The following is a 17723-nucleotide window of genomic DNA, read 5'->3' as shown; positions in this document are numbered from 1 at the left end:
AAGCGCAGCGAAGAGTCTCAATTTTGCAAGTAAAGATCCTTCCTATCGTCAGGATGACGGATAATTAATAAAACATAAAGCCTCAGCTATATAAATAACTGAGGCTTTATCATATCATAAGCTTAACTAAAAATCAGAGTATAAATTTCTAAACGAACTCCGTAAGCCGAAAGTAATTAATCCGGTTGTATTTTTACCTAAATTGTTACTTTCTCTCCTAACCACACCGCCTAGTTCTAAGCGCAGGTTGTATTTCGGGTTAACCACGTATGCAACTTTTCCTTCAGCGTAAAAAAGATTGGTACGGATCCCTTGTGTAGTATAATTCCCTGTAGTTTGCACCGCATCAGTATAAGGCTCGAAAATGTTCTTACCATAGTTCTGTCCAGAGATATCAAGGCCGTACTTAGCATACATCAGTTCGCCGCTAAAATCAAAACGTTTATAAGAATAGTTTAACAAACCAATCAACTCTCTAAAGTTTGCACCCAGCGGATGTGCCAAAGGCTCCCCATATTGCGCATAATTTAGGATAGGTTTACGCGAAGAAAAAGTATAAGGTTTAGCCGTGTTGTATTCTAATAAATAATTTAGGCCTTCAACTTTAAAAACATCCGCACCTCTAAATCCCAGTTGCCATGCATATTTATTTCTTGAACTACCTTCTGAAGAGAAAAACTCCTTTGCCTGAAATTCATCTAAAGAAAACTGGCCGTATGCAACCAGTTCCTTTGCAAATTTATATTTTCCTGTAAACCCTATTAAGGCGTTGTCTGGAGAGCCGCTTGAAGCTTCAATTGGTCTTAAGAAAATAATTGGATTCGCATAACCCCAGTCAAAACCTCTTCTGTTCCCTGCGTCATCTGTTTGCGCCCATACAATTGAATCAAAGAATCCGATCGACAACCTATTATTCACGTTCCAATCTAAATAGTGGAATATCCCACCCTTTTTTCTAAAACCAGCTTCATAAGACAACCGTGGTGCACTTGGATCCTGCATCGCTGCCCACATCACCATATATTGTACATTACCTAAGTTCCCTGTTAATTTTAAGAATGGATAAGGAGATGCATAATCAGATAATAATAAGGACCGGTAACCATCTCCCACAAAGTTTTTATCATACCCAGCAGTAACATTCAAATATTTTATGGGCGTATATGATACGGTAGCGGTTACATAAGACCAATCTGCAGTTAAAGGATTAATGTCGGGATTATAACCCTGACCGTATTTACCACCAACACGGTTATAAGATTGGCCAGGAACAACTCCAGTTTGATCGATATAATTTCTATAATAATCTGCAAAGCGGCCCTGATTTTCGAACCCACTGGTATAAAAAGAAAATTTCTTTCCTATTGTACCGCCAACCTGGTAACCACGGGTATTTAAATAAGTATTTTTTTTTCCTGAAAAATCTCTCCCGATCTGGAAGTCAGGCAAAAAATCGGCATAAACCGTAAAATCTTCTTTTTGAATATCAAATAAATGCTCTTGAAACAACTTTCTGGCCGCCCATGATTTTCTCGTTGAATCTGCGCCAATACTTAACAATATGCTACTCTTATCGCGCAGCAAACTATCATCAATAAAAAAAGGCTTTAAAGAGCTGTGAATCCGTGTATTTGGATTATAAATCTCACTACTCAGTTTCTGGTAAAATTGATAAGAGTAAGGTTGATAAACAGCCTGGGCTTTAACCTCGTAAATGGAAACGACTAAAAATAGGAGGACTAAGATTTTCTTCATCTGATAAATTTTAATTCAAACGGCAAAGAACGTTATTAATTATCAATTTAACGCCTTCACCAAAGTTCAATAAAAGAAAAGCCCTTACGGGCTCCAAAAACTATAATTGTGTTATCGGAGTACTTACATCCCAAATATCAACAGGATAGGTTTGTGCGTTAGAAAGTTTTAAAAGTTCTTCTTTTACCATGGCTGCATCTTCCTTAAAGGTAACCCCAAACCACTTGGCATCCGTAGCAATAACTTTGATACGGGCTTCACCACTTTTGATCAATTGATCGGCAACTTCCGGTATAAGAAACTCCGCCTTAAGCTCGCCCTTATTTGCAGATAAGAATGCATAATACTTATCCTCCATCCAATCAATAAAAGCAGGTGTAAAACAAAAAAAGTTCATGCTCACCTGCGTATCCACAGCCAAGATCTGCTGTTGGTCTTTTTCAAAGCTAACAATTTGCCCATCTTTTAAAATAATCTCTCTTCGTTCATTAATCGAAACAATTTCATCTGCTGCATTGGTTTTGATTTCTCCCCTGGTAACTGCGCCAAACTCACTTACCGTATTCTTTAATTTATATCCAAGACAGGCAAATAAATCATCCTGAATCTCTCGGGTTAAAAATGTATAGGCTTTATTAAAGGCATCTAAACCATAAAAGTCATCGGCATTAATTACTGCAAAAGGCTCACTCACCTTACCCTTGCAACAAAGTAGCGCATGTGCAGTACCAAAAGGTTTTGTTCTTTCTTTCGAAAACTCAATATCATTGCTAAAGCTTTCCAGCGATTGATAAGCATAATCAATTTCAATTTTACCGCTTAATTTGTGCTCAATTTGCGCAGCAAAGGCTTCAGCAAATTCTTTTCGGATAATAAAAACCACCTTGCCAAAACCCGCCCTGATGGCGTCATAAATAGAATATTCCATGATGGTTTCACCACTAGGACCGAACGATTCTGTTTGTTTGTTCCCCCCATATCGGCTGGCCATTCCAGCCGCAAGGATAATTAAGGTAGGTTTCTTATTGTTATTCATTAATTACCAAATTAAAAAGCATTCTCCTCACCTTTAGCCATATTAATTACGGTCATAAAGATAATCTTCACATCCAGCATGGCACTCCAATTCTCTAAATACCAGATATCGTGTTCCACTCGTTTTACCATTTTATAATCTTCTTTAGTTTCGCCACGGTAGCCGTTTACCTGTGCCCAGCCAGTTATTCCCGGTTTTAAAAAATGGCGAACCATAAACTGATCTACGATACCTTTATATTGTTCGGTATGGCTTAACATATGCGGACGGGGACCGACTACACTCATGTGCCCCATGAACACATTAAAAAACTGAGGCAACTCATCTAAGCTTGACCTTCTAAGAAATTTACCTATCGGTGTAATCCGGTCATCATTTTTGCTCGCTTGTCTTTTATCACTATCGGCATTCATGCGCATGCTTCTAAATTTAAAACACCAGAAAGCTTCGTCATCACGTCCACTCCTTAATTGCTTGAACAGGACAGGACCTTTACTCTGCATTTTTATTAATAGCGCAATAATTGGATACAACCAGCTTAATACGAAAAGAATTACTAAACCACTAAATACAACGTCAATAGCGCGTTTTTTAAAGCGATTATGTATCTTCTCCAGTGGTTCAGAACGTAAAGAAATCACAGGGAATTCGTTTCCCAGATAACTCACTGTATAAGGGGACAATAAGGCCCCGCTAATATCGGGGATAAATTTCAAACGCACACATTGACGTTCTGCCTCTTCTGTAAGCAAGGTCATATCTGCCATCCGCTCTGGTGCAATGGTAACATAAATATCTTTAATCCCTTTGTCAACAGCCATTTTAAACTGGCGGCCAACCATATCGGAAATCTGACCATTGCGATCCAAATAATCCTCAGGTACATCGCCTATAAAACCATGAAATTCAATATAACGCTGCTTTTCAAAATAACTGGCCAATTGTAAACCAGTTGCGTTGTTACCCATAATAGCAACTGATTTAACGCCTCGTAAATGATTAAATAATAAAAACTGAAAAGAGGTACCAATAAAGCGGTTCACCAAAAACAAAATGGCCAACATGCCATAAAAAATCACCAGAAAAGATCTGGAGAAATCATTTTGTTTAGAGAAGAAAAGGTAAATTGAAAACAACACAGCATGTAAAACCACACTTTTCCAGGTCCCACGATAGATTCGCTCAATCCTACGCGACCCATATTCACTATAAAGTCCAAAGCTTGTAGTGCTCACAATCCAGATCAGATTACAAACTACAATGTAATGCCACTGCAATTCAGAACTCACCGCCTTACCCATATAAGCGGTAAATTCGTATGCAAAAAAGTACACAATATTGACCATGATTAGGTCAGTTATGGGTAGTATGTATTTAAGTATAAATAAGTAACGTGTTTGCATAGGCTTAAAGGGAAAACTTAAACATTTATTTCTTGTTTTTGTTTTGAATGAATCATAATGAACAAAATTGATGCCCAAATTCTGAATTCAAAGTTAAAAAATCATTATCAAAATAAAAATCGATAATAATGACGCAATATATAGGTAATATAACTTTCTATGAAAACGAGTATCTATGAAACCTAAAATAGTAGATAAATGCCTTAATTAGGTAGATACAAAAAAAGCCTACAACAGCTGTAAGCTTTTTTTGTATCTAAAGAAATAAAAATACTCTGCTAGTACAATCCTACACTTTCACAATCATTGTACCAATCAGTTAATGCTGCCATTAATGAAAATTGCAATTTATAGGGTGATTGACTAAGCTTTTCTCCTGAAATATTTGTCGATATCATTAACTTCTTTACTCGATCAGGATGAATACCACTAATATTTTTACCTAATACCCTGGCGCCAAAATAAGCCGAGCCTGCCGCGGTCTTTAATGCCCAACCTGGCACCAATATTTTCGGTGCTTTAATATGAGTAGCCTTTGCCATGGTGATACAGATTTCCTCAATTGTAGGCGCAGGAAAATATGTTAAATTAAAAGTAATGTGCCCCGGTTTTTCCTTTTGTCCTGCTTCATATAATATCCTTGCAACATCCTTTACATAAACACATGCTTTGATCGTATCCTTTCTCCCCGGGTAAAAGAAAAAGCCCTTCTTAAGTGAATTATATAATCTGGTAAAATTACCACCTTCTTCCTTACCGAAAACCACTCCAGGTCTAACGATTATAAGTTTTCGGTTTTCAGGGTCTTCTGATTGCCAAAGTTTATGAATATATTCTGCCGTTAGTTTAGAGATGCCATATGGCGTATTGGGCATTGGTAAAGTTTCTTCTGTCTTATAATCTTCAGAAGCGCCATAGGGAGCAATTGAACTGGTAAAAACAATGGTATTAATATTATTCTTTCTAGCGAAATCACATACATTCTGTGCTCCAAATATATTGGTCTCAAAATATTCATGGTCAGGATGACCTGGCGTGGTATGCACGGCAGCTAGATTATAAATTACACTATTATTAACACCATCTAATTTCAAATTTATACGTTGTCTAATATCTAGTATTGTAAAATCTTCGCTAACCTTTTTCTTAATATCATAGCTGTAGACAGGATCAGCAAGAGATAGCGTTTTGGAAATATAATCTTTTAGATGGGTCCCTATAAACCCAGAACCTCCGAATATTAAATGATTCATTTATTTTTTTCTAATTTATCCCAGTATTTACTATGCATTGAGAATATTTTCTTTTGCTTTAGCGACAATTTTTCGTGTAGCATACCTAATTTATAACCTAAAAATTTAGCTGCTATAGACATAGCCATTTTAGGCAAAACTAGAGGATTATTTTTAATTACGTACTTTAGTTCTGATTTTAAATATTTAAAACCCTCTCCACCTGCGGATCCAAATTCATTTAACAACCAAATGTTTGTTGAATGAAAAACTCCGATATCGAAATACCTTTTAAACTCCTCTTTTATAGTATAGTCATGTGAGTGATAAGCCTCAGAATCTGCTACATATGCAATTTGCCAGCCTTTAATTAAAATTTGCCCACCAACAATTACATCTTCAGCGAAAATTGTATGGCTTGGGAATCCGCCAACATCACGTAATGCTGTATTTCTATATGCGGCAAAAGAGTTTGAACATGATGCTGTTTTTATTCCAAATTTATCTTTATCTGAAAGTTTTTTAACGACAGAAGTAGATGGATAATTAAACAAGCGCGCATGAGATTCAAGTGTTTTAGCGCCTATATGAGGCAATTGTCTGCCATAAGCAATACCGACTTTCTGTTGTGCAAAAGCATCAACCAGATGCTTAATCGAAGCTTCATTCTTGAGAATACAATCTTGAGTAAGATAAATAAAAATATCACAGTCACTAGCTGCTTCTGAAAGCAATTGTCTAACATAGCCATGATCAAAATCAACTTGCTTTATGGTTAATGTTTCAAAACCATATTTTTTAGCAAGGCACACTGTCTCATCAGATGATTCTGAATCCATTATAATTTTTCGATCTACAGTTAAGCTCTGAATAGATATACTTTTCAAAACATTTTCAAACTCAGGTCCAGCGTTGTAAGTTGGAATTAATAATGATGTTCTAAACATATTTATTTAATAATATAGCCCTCTGAATGTGCTTTAGCAAATTTAAGAGAATCCTTAAATTCAAAAGAATTGATAAAGAGGCTTAAAAACAATTTCAAAAAAGAGAAATAATACTTATAAGCGGGAACGCCATTAGGATTTTTGGCTAAAACATTAATTTTTACCCTCTTTGTTATACTTTCAGGGCTTTCATTATGACTATGTTTAACATTTAAATCAGGGAAATAATAAATTCCATCAAACTTTGCACTTACTTCTTCCGCAAATATTTGATCTTCACTAGCCACAACATCTTCAAAACCAATTTCTTTCCATTGTTTTCTAGAAATTACAGACCCTGCATTGGAAAAATGAAATCCTTTCTTTAGCAAAACAGGAGACTGTCCATTATACCTCGGAAAATAATACTTTAAAAATGTACTGTCATAGATTGAATATCCTAAATATTCATTAACAATTTGTCTGAAGTAGCCAGAAAATTCGCCGATTTGTTCAAATAATTTAAAAATCCTTTGAAAAAAGCAATCCTCTTCTAGTATAACATGTCCTGAAAAAAAAACATTTAACTCTGAATCAGACAGACTCATCATAAGGTTGCAAGAATCACCGAATGAAAACTCGCTTGAATGTATAGAATATAAATCGCAGTTTAAATTTTGTAGTATTGATACAGTGTCATCGCTACTTCCGCTATCCAAGAATATTAAATGAATAGATTCAAACATTTTCTGTTTTTTTAATGAATCAATAAATCGAGGAAGTTCACTAGCTTCATTTTTTACCCGCACACACACTGCGATCCGTTCATCTCTGCTCAGCCCTGATTGCGACCTTAGCTTCAAAAGCGTTCTATAATTTTTCATCTTTAACTATTAGCGATATCCAAAATAACTGAAAAATTATAGGCAGGTAGAAAAAGTGATTATAAAATATGCTCAATATTAAACATTGCGCAATTACAGCACGAAAGAGTACTCGTTTATTTCCTTTTGACCACCATGCTAAAAAACTAATAATACCAATAGTGAATGAGAATATAGCAATACCATAGTATCCCATATCTAAATAAGGTGAGGTAAATGCAGAACTCACATTAAAAGCTTCGCTAATTAATGCTCCAGAGGTATTAGAAACTGTATTATCTCCATAGAAAAAATTCCTAATTAAACTAGGAAGTAAAAGACTTGTAGTATTAGGAAATGATGGGTCGTAATTTGTAATTGGAACACTAAAATTAAATAGTAAATTGTTAAATGGAGTAGCAAGATAAATATACACCCATAAAAACCCTGATGGCAACCAAGATATCCAATTTTGCGATGGCATAGCCAATTCGTAAAATTTATCCTGACCTGTCCTTAAATCGCCAACCACACCGAAAAGTATAATAAAGAACAAACCAAAAAAAGAAAGATTTCGAACTAACTTTAACTGAGATTTACTAAAAATAAAGTAAATATAGAATATCTCTATGATTTGTGTAACGATTAGCTGTCTGGAGATTACAACAATCTGCCATATAAACGTAAATAAACATATATATAAATATTTCTTTTTACCAGTTTTGATGTATAAAAAAAAACTAATAATCCCAAGCGAAGTCTGCAAGGCATTTAACAACCCGTGTAATGACGGTAAACCAAAGTCGAAGTACGTCTTTTCACTTCCTTGAATAATCCAAAGTAAAGGAACCCCTTTCGAGAAAATAACCTCAATAATTGTAAAAAAAATCCAAAACTTAAAAAACGGAATAATCCGTTTTTCTATATTTTTAATAGTTGAATCTGTATAAACAAATGGTTTTTCCACGACACGCCCTCTTAATAAAAAGACAAAGAAATAACCTAAACAAAATGAAAAAGTTGCTATAAAAAAGAACTTAAATCCAGCAGAGGCTTCAAACCAAATCAGCTCGCTCAATCTCATGCTATATAGGAAAAACACTAATAACCAAACCACTATAAAAATTAATATTGGCTTGAATAATGTAATTATTTTTGTGTTCATATTAACGAGAATTATTTTTTCTTGAAAACCTCATATAAGTTCCTTATTAAACTTTTTTTAAAAATTGACTTTGGGAAGTCTGTGATCTTCAAATTTGATTCCTCTGTTGCAAGAATCAATTTCTCGACAACCCCATCAATAGAGTGGTTATCTAGAAAATAATCTAATGTTTTGTTGGAAATATCACTATAATTATGAAACGATTCTAAAATAATCTGTTTTAGGCTATTCCCATCACGATCAAAGTCTTTCGATGATATATTATGTCCTAGATCAAAATCTTCTGTATTATAAAGCCACCGATATTTATAATTATCAACGATTTTAGCATATGAAAAGTCTAAAACAATAGTAGGTAGTGCGAATTTAGCTCCTTCTAAAGCTGATGTCCCCATCGCAGTTAGAATATCCACTTCATTTATCAAAATATCATCTAATTTTTCACTACTGACAGCTCCAAGCATCTCCAATTCAAAAAACTCGTTATTCAAATCCAATTTATCTATTTCAAATCGGAAAGGACCATCGCCAATTATCTTATACTTGATTTTGATTTTTAACTCTTTGGATATTATTGTGAGCCTATCAATTGTGTATAATAATATGTGGATTTTAAAATCACAAAGTCTACCAACCCAGCAAAATGTAAGGTCGCTATTATCTTTATGATTAATTCTTTTATCCGAATTTAAAGCAGGTACAGGTAAAAAATCGTTATTTAAAATATCCAAAAAAAGATATTGAGCTGTTTTATTCCTATTAACGCTGTCCATAAATAATAGCGCATTTTTTTGCAAACAAATTGAAGCAAAGGTTTTCACTTGCCCAATGGTTCTTTTAAAGAACATCTTCCCAATTTTTTCATATAAATTGAATGATGAAAATTGGATATTCCTTAAACCTGGAAATGGAATTAATACGGGCACCAGATTATCGGGATGAAGATTCCAAAACACAATTTTAGACGTTGCCGGAATTACCAATTCAGATGGGAATCTGTAAGGAAGCATAGCCTGAGTAATGAAGGTCACATCATCGGGTATATACACTGATTTTCCGAAATTAAATGGGATCAATTCTATTTTACTTTGCCCCTTAATACTTTCGGCAATGTACCCATCAACAAAATCAACTACATATACTTTTTTAACTGATGCCCTTCTGGATAAAGCTAAAGCTATTCTTGAGAAAAGAACTGGTACACCACTAACTCCACGGCTAGGAAAGTAAAAGCAAAATACACCTACATTATTCATTTTTCGAGAGTTTTTTTCTGAAAATGATTACCATAGCTAATAGGTATAAAAAATAATTTATTGCAAATGCGATACTCGTACCCAATATCCCCCATTTAATAACACAAAAATAGGTTATTATAATATAAGATAACCCAAAAATAATTTCTGTAATTACGAATAACTTAGTCATTGCTTTTGCTAACATCAAATAAGCTAAAACCCAAGCTAAGATTTTAAATATATCACCCAATAATTGCCAAATGAACAATTTTTCCATTGAAATGAAATCGGATGTATAAAGAATATTTATAATAAAAAATCGCAACAAAAAAATTAACAAACAGCTAGTTATTACAGCCGGTATTATTACTTTATAACCGTTATAAATTTCAGTCTTGAGCTCTCTATTTGTTTTTAGCGAAGAAAGTTTGGGCAAATAATATGTACTTAAAGATGTTGTTATTAGCATCAAATATCCATCTGATATTCTCATCATGCCTTGCCAATATCCAGAGTCATTAATTCCCAATTTAGAAATTAAAAAATTCCTTATTATAATCTGAGCTAATGGCATTGTTAAAGCACTAATTATTGCCATAAAGCTAAATTTACTCAAGTTAACTGCAATCTGTTTATCTATGGGCTCGATATTAAAAAAAAGCCTAAAAATATTTTTCTTTCTAAGAAGGAATACAGTAACAAGTAGTATAAGTGATTGTGAAAAAACCAAAGCATATAATGCTCCAATCACATTATAAAAAAACACAAGAATAATAGTAAAAATCAGACTTATTATACTTCCTGATGCATTCACAAAAGTATATAGTTTAATTTCGCCTAAGCCATTTAATACAGAAAGGATTAATGTATTAATCGAAGTTAAAACTATAGTTAGCCCTAATAATCTGATTGGATTTATATACAACTCATTCATAAATACTATGGAAGATATAAATCCACTAAAAAGGATCAGAAATATTCCACTTATTATTGAGCTATAAATTGTTATCTTAAGGGAGGTACTAATTAGGCTCTTTAATTTTATTGAATCATTGTTGTACTCTGATGCATACTTTATAACCCCATTATTTATTGCCCCATTCGCAAAAGTCTGCGATATTGTTATAAAATTCGTAAAGGCTCCTACAACAGCAACCCCAGCAGGTCCAGCACTTATTGCCACGATTTTACTTGCAACAAAGGTTGAAGCAATCTTGACAAAAGTTATAATTCCTGAAAAAATTGTTGTTTTTAATAGCTTCAAGATATTAGTAGTTATTTACAACCTCAATAACACGGCTAATTTCCTCATCTAACATAACCTGACTTATTGGCAAGCTTAGCACCTCCCGGTGAATTTTTTCCGAAATAGGTAAAGATACATCATTAAGCTCTTCGTACGCCTTCTGTTTGTGAGGAGGAATAGGATAATGTATCACTGTTTGTATACCTTGGCTAGTCAGATATTGTTGCAATTCGGTGCGATTTTCCGTTCTTATTACAAATAAGTGCCAAACATGGCTTTCTTGAAAATCAACAACAGGAAGATTAATCTTCGGATTCTTAATTTCTGTTAAATACCGATTTGCCACTTTTCTTCTTAATTCTGTTTCATCATCAAGGCTTGCCAGTTTTACCTCAAGTAAACTTGCTTGGAGTTCATCAAGCCTGCTGTTTACACCTTTATATATATTCTCATATTTTACCTGAGAGCCATAATTCAGTAATGCGCGAATAGTTTCTGCTAAATTGTCATCATTCGTAGTAATAGCGCCAGCATCTCCCAATGCTCCTAAATTTTTTCCTGGGTAAAAACTAAAGCCAGCGGCATCACCAAAATTTCCTGCAGAACGCCCATTTGGCGACTTTGCCCCATGAGATTGAGCACAATCTTCAATTACCTTGAGTCCGTACTTAGCACCTATAGCACAAATCTTGTCCATATCGCATAATTGGCCATATAAATGAACTGGTAAGATTGCAACAGTATTTTCCGTAATTTTTGATTCTATTAAACCATAGTCAAGATTATATGTTTCTAAAATAGGTTCAACAAGAATAGGCTTTAAATTATTAGCGGATATAGCCAATATACTGGCTATGTAAGTATTTGATGGAACAATAATTTCATCACCATCTTTAAAAATACCCAATTCTTTATAAGCTCTAATAATTAAGATTAAAGCATCTAATCCATTTGCCACACCGATTGTGTGTTTCGCGCCCGTATACTTACTGAATTTTTGTTCAAAATTTCTTAACTCAGATCCCATAATATACCATCCTGATTCTAATACGCGTTCAAATGCGTCTTGAAGATTCTTTTTATGAAGCTGATTAATCTTATATAAGTCTAAAAATTTTATCATAATTTAATTGGTTTAAACCCATCAAGCACAAACTGCTCTCCTGTTTCTTTATCCTGTAACTGAAGATCCAATATCTTCAGATCTTCTGTTAAATATCCCCTTAATTTTGCCGGATTTCCATACCAAAGAGTATGAGGTGGTACATTCTTTGTTAACACACTTCCAGCGCCAATTAAGCTGTACTCGCCAATTTCGATTCCGGCAACTATTGTAGAATTTGCTCCAATTGAACAACCTTTTTTTAGAATTGTTTTTTTAAATTCTGTTGGATATTGTTTTGAGCGTGGTAACAAATCATTAGTAAAAGTTACATTAGGTCCAATAAAAACGTCATTTTCAATTTTAATACCATCCCAGATTTGTACTCCAGACTTTACAGTTACATTATCACCTATAACAACATCATTTTCTATAAAACAATTCGCATTGATGTTACAATTTTTTCCTATCACTGCACCCGCTAATACTACGGTAAACTGCCAAATAAAGGTCAGTTCCCCAATAGAGTCGGTTTGAACATCAGCTAAATGATGTACACTAATTCCCATTTGAATAAATTAAGAAGTCATTATAGTCTCTAATATAATCCGATTCATTATAATGGCTTGATGCAAAAACCAAGCATATAGATCCTGATGAGAAATTGATTTCAGAAGCCCAGATTCCTGGTGGAATATGTAAACCAACATTAGGCCTATTTAATTGAACAATTCTTTTTGTCTTTCCATCATCCAAGAAAACTTCAAAGCTACCACTTGCAGCAACTAAAAATTGATGACATTCCCTGTGGGCGTGAGCGCCTCGTGATTCGCCACCTGGTATATCATATAAATAAAATATTCTTCTTATAGAAAAGGGTATTTCTATATCATTATGAACAGGCGTTATATTGCCAGCCCTATCTTTTATTTTTGGAAGTTCAAAAACAGAACAGTCATAGGTTGTAATTTTACGCATTGTTTTTGGACAGTTTAAATTTATCAAGATCTCTTTCATAATCAGTTTCATCATAATCGGTGGAAGAAACTATCAGCGCTACAGAGTTTGTAGAAAAATTTTCCATATGCCGCCATATACCACTTGGCACATACATCCCATAGTACGAGCGATTTAGTGAAAACGTTTTGCCCTCAATTCCATCATTAATTACAACATCAAAGCTTCCAGATAAAGCGATTATAAGCTCTTCATTTCTATAATAACTATGCCCCCCACGAATTTCACCTCCAGGTACATCGTAAATCCAATAAGTACGCTTAATATCAAAGGGCAACTGGTTTCCTTCTTCAAGAAAAGAAAGATTTCCACGCTCATCAAGTATTTTAGGTAGCTGTATAATTTTAACTTTATCAATTCCCATTTTATTTCATTCTTTTAAAAATACTAGAGTACCACTTTTGATTTTCACTCTGACCATAGTTACCGTAACCGTAACCATAACCGTAATATTTGCTACTAATATCATTAACCACAATCCCCATGTTCTTCATTTTGCCAGAGCTGTAAAGTTCCTCAACAATATTTAATTGATCCTTTTTGGTAAATTTCTGCCTCACAAGATATAATGTAACATCTGCATATTTCGCTAAAAGTTGTGCGTCTGCAATAATGCCTATTGGTGGTGCATCCATAATAATATAATCGAACTCTTTCTTTAGTTCAGCAATTAAGCCAGGGGTATATTCACTCATTATTGTTTCGGCAGGATTAGGAGGTAATGGGCCTGAAGAAACGATATACATATTTTTGTTAATTGTGAGTTGCTTAACAATATTGGCAGGCTTTAAAGAAGAATCAATGGTAAAATTACTAAAACCTATATCATTGGAGACACCTAGTTTTACAGAAAGACCAGGCTTTCTTAAATCTAATTCCATTAATAAAACTTTCTTACCAGCTAAGGCTAAAATATTACCCAAATTTATTGCAGTAAAAGATTTCCCTTCACCACTCATGCTTGAAGTGAGCAAAATAACTTTGTCGTTCTCGTTTTTCAAATAAAACGATAAATTAGTTCGCAAAGCTCTGAACTGTTCTGAAATGGCAGATCTTCCCTTATTCGCGACTATTAAATTATCATCCGACTCATTATGACTTATCTCCCCAATAACTGGCACAGAAGTACGGTTAGTTACATCATCCTTAGTTCCAATACCAGTATTCATTATATCAACAACAAAAACAACTGTTATAGGAACGATTAAACCGATAAATAAGCCTATTAAGTAAACTATATTTTTTTTGGGACTAACCGGCAGGACGGCAGCTTTGGGTGGGTCGATTGTTTTAGCAATAGAAATATTTGAAGTTTTAGAAATTGCTGTTTCTTCTGCCTTTTGCATTAAAAATATGTACAATTCTTGCTTTATCTGTTGATTTCTAGCAAGTTTTAAGTAGTCTTTTTCAATTTGAGGCACATTACTTATCTTACCTTCCGATTGATTCAATTGAGACATTAATTTATCTCTCGTTACAACAAATGTATTCTTCGTGCTTTGAATATTTGATAAAATCCCTTTCCTCATTTCAGAAATTTGAGTGTCCAAATTTTTAATAAATGGGCTTTCTTCGGTAACACTTAATAATTGTTTGTCTCTTTCGATAAGCAAAGTGTTATACTGATTCATTAGGCCAGAAAAAACCATATCTTGTGGCAATAAAGATGTAGGGAAAACCCTTTGATTTTTACCAGTATCTTTCAAATACTTTTCAAGGTCATTTAATATTGAAACTTGTGTTTCTGCTTTAGCGAGTTCAGAAGTAATTTCACCAGAGCTCTGAACCAATAATCTTCCCTGCTCGCTCATATCAGCAAGCTTATTATTAGTTTTAAAACTTTGAACTTTATTCTCAACATCACCTAATTCACTAGCAATTAAACTCAATCTTTTTTGAATAAATTTAGTTGTACTATCAGCAATTACGTTTTTATCATTCAGGTTAGATTGAGTATACTGTTTTATCAATGCATTCAGGATATCTTCTCCTTTTTTAGGCACAGGATATGAAAAGCCTAAATCAATAATAGTAACTTGTTTATTATAAACGCCTACACTAAGTTGCTTCATTAACGTAGCAACTCTTTCATCAATAGAACTAATCGACACATAGTAAATTCCTTTATTTGGTCCCACTAAATCTTCTTTTGATATCGAAAGCTTTCCAATCCCTTTTATTTCAAAGATTTGCCCCCAATTTACTTCTAAATCAATATCCTTACCGGAAATACTTATTTTATTGTTTTTTTCTAAATCAATCTTTAATTTCGTAAAACTAATTGTATCAACCTCTTGAATTAAATTAATCTTGAATGGTGATTCATATACCTCCCGATTAGTTAAACTTCCTTTCTTAGTGTAGACAATATTCAATTTCATTTGCCTAACAACCTGATCCATTAAAGATCTTGTTTTTAAAATTTCGGCTTCATTATCAACAGAATTTTTTCCACCAAGAATACCTCCCAAATCCATAAGTGCACCAGCTTGTTTGCCAATACCTCCTCCTTTTTCATCATCGTTTACTAATACTCTGGCATTAATTTGATAAATTGGGGGAGTATACCTTATGTATAAAAAAGATATAAATAAACAAAAAATGACACTGATAAAGAACCAAGACCATTTGTCTTTGATTTTTAGAAAAATTTGTTTTATATCAATGCTATCACCTTCTAAATTTTGAAGGTTTTTTTTCTCAGAATAGGTATTCATTTATAATTTCGCTAGTATATTTTGGTTTATTTAAAATTGCTTATAGCTAAAACTATAACAGATATAACAGAAGCAATTACACCAATCGTTTGAATTTGAGCTGAATTTGAGGCTGAAACTTTACGTTTATTTGGTTCAACATATACTACATCATTTTGCTTTAAATAGTAGTATGGACTATTAAAAATATCCGATGAATTGAGATCTAAACGGCCGAATTCTTTTTTCCCATTTGTCTCTCTAATTACCAAAACATTTTCTCTTTTGCCATAAATGGTCAAATCTCCAGCCAAACTTAAAGCATCTAAAACAGATACCTTCTCATTTGGTAAGGTATATGCAGAAGGGGCATTTACTTCACCTAGCACACTAACTTTGAAGTTAGCAAATCTTAGTTGAACATTTGGTTCTTTATATACTACAGCAGCCTTTTCGCGAATTAACTCACGTGCATTGTATGTTGTTAAACCACTAACTTTTACTTTTCCTATGAGTGACAATTCTACCTCACCGTTACGATCTACCAAAAAGCCATTTACTTGTTGGGAAGCAAGTGCCGTATTAGCCCCTCCTCCCAAAACAGTATTAGCTGCAGCTTGATTAACTATAGCACCACTTTGTGGATTTAAAGTAAATATATTGATACTCAAAATATCATCTGTTTGTATAATTGGCTCAATAAAGGCAATTGAATTTTCTAATTTGGCCTGATTAACAGTTTGAATGTCTTGAAAGTAAGCGATTTTCTTATTGCTAACACAGGAAGAACTTAAGGCGATTACGAATATTAGGCTAGTAATTTGTAGCCGTTTATACACATTTATTTTTTTATTCATAGTATAGATCCCATTTAAAATGAAATTTGACCATTTTAAACAGTTTGCAAACTTAAACATTTAATTGTAATATCTGAAAATCTTTAATTTCAGATTTAAACATTTCAGATTTTGATGGAAAATTGAACATTAGTTTATGGGAAAGATTAGTTGATTAAGTACTAAACCAAAATTGAGCTGAATAATTCTTGATTTTTGAAACTATAACTACCAATAATATCATAAAGCTTTCCAGAAAGAATAGATTCTTTTAAAACATTTAAGTGCTTATCATGGTGAAGATCTGTGCCTGCTAGGTCATACATTTTTTCCTTCAATAGAACTTCGGCTAATTGTTTGACATCTTTTCCATAGTACCCCAAAACTGATAATAAATTTAACTGTAATAAACATCCTTTTTCTTTAAATCTCTTTAACCTGGTTATGTCTCTGAAATAAAATGTATAACGTTCAGGGTGAGCTAAAATTGGCTTATATCCTTTTATTTCGATGTCAAATATTGTTTGGCTTATACTCGGGCTTTCATTCAAGTAAGACATTTCAATCAATAGATGCTTCTGATCTAAAGGACATAACTCATTTTGTAAACTAAAATCCTGATCAATCATGTACTCTGCACCAGCACCCAATTTAAATAATATATTTTCCTTGTCCAACGCTTCCTGAAGAGCTGCTTTAGCAGCAGAGATTGTTTCAACGGTATTCGGATAAAGTTCCCTATAAATATGAGGGGTGCAAATTAATTGATCAAAACCTAATTCTTGAAGACTTTTTACAAAGCGCAATGAAGTAGCTACATCAGGTGATCCATCATCAATCCCTGGTAATATATGCGAATGCATGTCCACTCCGAGCCAAGAGATATCCGTAACTTTATTTTTCCTATTAAAAAAGCTTAACATACAAACTTATATAATACTAAATGTTAAAATAAAAACTTAAACTGACAGCCCTTAAACAAGGCTAAACCATTAAGCGCAACAAATTTAATTTACAGTATAACCGTAAACTAATGTTTTTATTGCGCAATATGCAATAATCTATCTACATCACAAATAAAGATCGTAAGATACAGATCAAAAGTAGAGGAAATGAGACAAAAAGTAGATACTTTTGCAAACTTTTAACAAAAAAACAATTTCATAAGCCTGATAGGCATAAATTAGCAATGTTTTTTTTATTTTTTA

16 protein-coding genes are annotated in these 17723 nt (G+C 33.4%); all 16 read right to left on the bottom strand.

All coding sequences use genetic code 11. The features are described 5' to 3' along the window. Positions 1 to 126: 126 nt before the first annotated feature. Positions 127 to 1755 carry a gliding motility protein RemB gene (locus LQ201_RS14820; protein WP_230143431.1) on the bottom strand — a complete coding sequence of 543 codons (1629 nt, stop codon included), beginning with the start codon at positions 1753 to 1755 and terminating at the stop codon, positions 127 to 129. Positions 1756 to 1855: 100 nt separating this feature from the next. After that, positions 1856 to 2791, bottom strand: coding sequence for a sugar phosphate nucleotidyltransferase (locus tag LQ201_RS14815; RefSeq protein WP_230143430.1), 936 nt, complete (start codon positions 2789 to 2791; stop codon positions 1856 to 1858). An 11-nt stretch (positions 2792 to 2802) separates the two neighbouring features. After that, positions 2803 to 4137, bottom strand: coding sequence for an undecaprenyl-phosphate glucose phosphotransferase (locus LQ201_RS14810; protein ID WP_230143428.1), 1335 nt, complete (start codon positions 4135 to 4137; stop codon positions 2803 to 2805). Positions 4138 to 4472: 335 nt separating this feature from the next. Continuing rightward, positions 4473 to 5447 (bottom strand): NAD(P)-dependent oxidoreductase, encoded by a 975-nt coding sequence (locus LQ201_RS14805; protein WP_230143427.1) that lies wholly within the window; start codon positions 5445 to 5447, stop codon positions 4473 to 4475. Next, positions 5444 to 6373 (bottom strand): glycosyltransferase family 2 protein, encoded by a 930-nt coding sequence (locus LQ201_RS14800; protein WP_230143425.1) that lies wholly within the window; start codon positions 6371 to 6373, stop codon positions 5444 to 5446. The genes LQ201_RS14805 and LQ201_RS14800 overlap by 4 nt, the downstream gene beginning before the upstream one ends. A 2-nt stretch (positions 6374 to 6375) precedes the next feature. After that, positions 6376 to 7236: a glycosyltransferase gene (locus LQ201_RS14795; protein ID WP_230143423.1), complete on the bottom strand. Its 861-nt coding sequence runs from the start codon at positions 7234 to 7236 to the stop codon at positions 6376 to 6378. After that, complete coding sequence (locus tag LQ201_RS14790; RefSeq protein ID WP_230143422.1) at positions 7223 to 8380, bottom strand: O-antigen polymerase; 1158 nt, start codon at positions 8378 to 8380, stop codon at positions 7223 to 7225. Before LQ201_RS14790 ends, LQ201_RS14795 begins: the two co-directional genes overlap by 14 nt. Before the next feature lie 11 nt (positions 8381 to 8391). Next, entirely contained in the window at positions 8392 to 9636 is a 1245-nt protein-coding gene (locus LQ201_RS14785; protein ID WP_230143420.1) for a hypothetical protein, read from the bottom strand. Continuing rightward, positions 9629 to 10882, bottom strand: a complete 1254-nt coding sequence (locus LQ201_RS14780; protein ID WP_230143418.1) for an O-antigen translocase — start codon at positions 10880 to 10882, stop codon at positions 9629 to 9631. The genes LQ201_RS14785 and LQ201_RS14780 overlap by 8 nt, the downstream gene beginning before the upstream one ends. A 4-nt stretch (positions 10883 to 10886) precedes the next feature. Further along, the gene (locus LQ201_RS14775; protein ID WP_230143416.1) at positions 10887 to 11987 is read right to left on the bottom strand and encodes a DegT/DnrJ/EryC1/StrS aminotransferase family protein; all 1101 of its coding nucleotides are present in this window, start codon (positions 11985 to 11987) and stop codon (positions 10887 to 10889) included. After that, complete coding sequence (locus LQ201_RS14770) at positions 11984 to 12535, bottom strand: acyltransferase (RefSeq protein WP_230143415.1); 552 nt, start codon at positions 12533 to 12535, stop codon at positions 11984 to 11986. The genes LQ201_RS14775 and LQ201_RS14770 overlap by 4 nt, the downstream gene beginning before the upstream one ends. After that, entirely contained in the window at positions 12525 to 12944 is a 420-nt protein-coding gene (locus LQ201_RS14765; RefSeq protein WP_230143413.1) for an FdtA/QdtA family cupin domain-containing protein, read from the bottom strand. The genes LQ201_RS14770 and LQ201_RS14765 overlap by 11 nt, the downstream gene beginning before the upstream one ends. Then, positions 12937 to 13347, bottom strand: a complete 411-nt coding sequence (locus LQ201_RS14760) for an FdtA/QdtA family cupin domain-containing protein (RefSeq protein ID WP_230143411.1) — start codon at positions 13345 to 13347, stop codon at positions 12937 to 12939. Before LQ201_RS14760 ends, LQ201_RS14765 begins: the two co-directional genes overlap by 8 nt. A gap of 1 nt (position 13348) precedes the next feature. Then, entirely contained in the window at positions 13349 to 15700 is a 2352-nt protein-coding gene (locus tag LQ201_RS14755) for a tyrosine-protein kinase (protein ID WP_230143409.1), read from the bottom strand. Positions 15701 to 15726: 26 nt separating this feature from the next. After that, positions 15727 to 16536 carry a polysaccharide biosynthesis/export family protein gene (locus LQ201_RS14750; RefSeq protein ID WP_230143408.1) on the bottom strand — a complete coding sequence of 270 codons (810 nt, stop codon included), beginning with the start codon at positions 16534 to 16536 and terminating at the stop codon, positions 15727 to 15729. 161 nt (positions 16537 to 16697) lie between these two features. Further along, a complete protein-coding gene (locus tag LQ201_RS14745; protein ID WP_230143406.1) occupies positions 16698 to 17438 on the bottom strand; it encodes a tyrosine-protein phosphatase in 741 nt (246 codons plus the stop codon). Positions 17439 to 17723: the final 285 nt, after the last annotated feature.

Origin of the sequence: Pedobacter sp. Bi126 (assembly GCF_918698245.1) — a bacterium.
Taxonomy (GTDB): Bacteria; Bacteroidota; Bacteroidia; order Sphingobacteriales; family Sphingobacteriaceae; genus Pedobacter.
Note: the sequence above shows the minus strand (reverse complement) of the source record. Positions and strands in the feature narration are given on the sequence as shown.

Coding starts and splice junctions, on each gene's coding strand:
- LQ201_RS14800 (WP_230143425.1), bottom strand. CDS start 6,373: ATGTTTAGAACATCATTATTAATTCCAACTTACAACGCTGGACCTGAG.
- LQ201_RS14775 (WP_230143416.1), bottom strand. CDS start 11,987: ATGATAAAATTTTTAGACTTATATAAGATTAATCAGCTTCATAAAAAG.
- LQ201_RS14765 (WP_230143413.1), bottom strand. CDS start 12,944: ATGCGTAAAATTACAACCTATGACTGTTCTGTTTTTGAACTTCCAAAA.
- LQ201_RS14810 (WP_230143428.1), bottom strand. CDS start 4,137: ATGGTCAATATTGTGTACTTTTTTGCATACGAATTTACCGCTTATATG.
- LQ201_RS14770 (WP_230143415.1), bottom strand. CDS start 12,535: ATGGGAATTAGTGTACATCATTTAGCTGATGTTCAAACCGACTCTATT.
- LQ201_RS14805 (WP_230143427.1), bottom strand. CDS start 5,447: ATGAATCATTTAATATTCGGAGGTTCTGGGTTTATAGGGACCCATCTA.
- LQ201_RS14820 (WP_230143431.1), bottom strand. CDS start 1,755: ATGAAGAAAATCTTAGTCCTCCTATTTTTAGTCGTTTCCATTTACGAG.
- LQ201_RS14785 (WP_230143420.1), bottom strand. CDS start 9,636: ATGAATAATGTAGGTGTATTTTGCTTTTACTTTCCTAGCCGTGGAGTT.
- LQ201_RS14795 (WP_230143423.1), bottom strand. CDS start 7,236: ATGAAAAATTATAGAACGCTTTTGAAGCTAAGGTCGCAATCAGGGCTG.
- LQ201_RS14760 (WP_230143411.1), bottom strand. CDS start 13,347: ATGGGAATTGATAAAGTTAAAATTATACAGCTACCTAAAATACTTGAT.
- LQ201_RS14745 (WP_230143406.1), bottom strand. CDS start 17,438: ATGTTAAGCTTTTTTAATAGGAAAAATAAAGTTACGGATATCTCTTGG.
- LQ201_RS14755 (WP_230143409.1), bottom strand. CDS start 15,700: ATGAATACCTATTCTGAGAAAAAAAACCTTCAAAATTTAGAAGGTGAT.
- LQ201_RS14790 (WP_230143422.1), bottom strand. CDS start 8,380: ATGAACACAAAAATAATTACATTATTCAAGCCAATATTAATTTTTATA.
- LQ201_RS14750 (WP_230143408.1), bottom strand. CDS start 16,536: ATGAATAAAAAAATAAATGTGTATAAACGGCTACAAATTACTAGCCTA.
- LQ201_RS14815 (WP_230143430.1), bottom strand. CDS start 2,791: ATGAATAACAATAAGAAACCTACCTTAATTATCCTTGCGGCTGGAATG.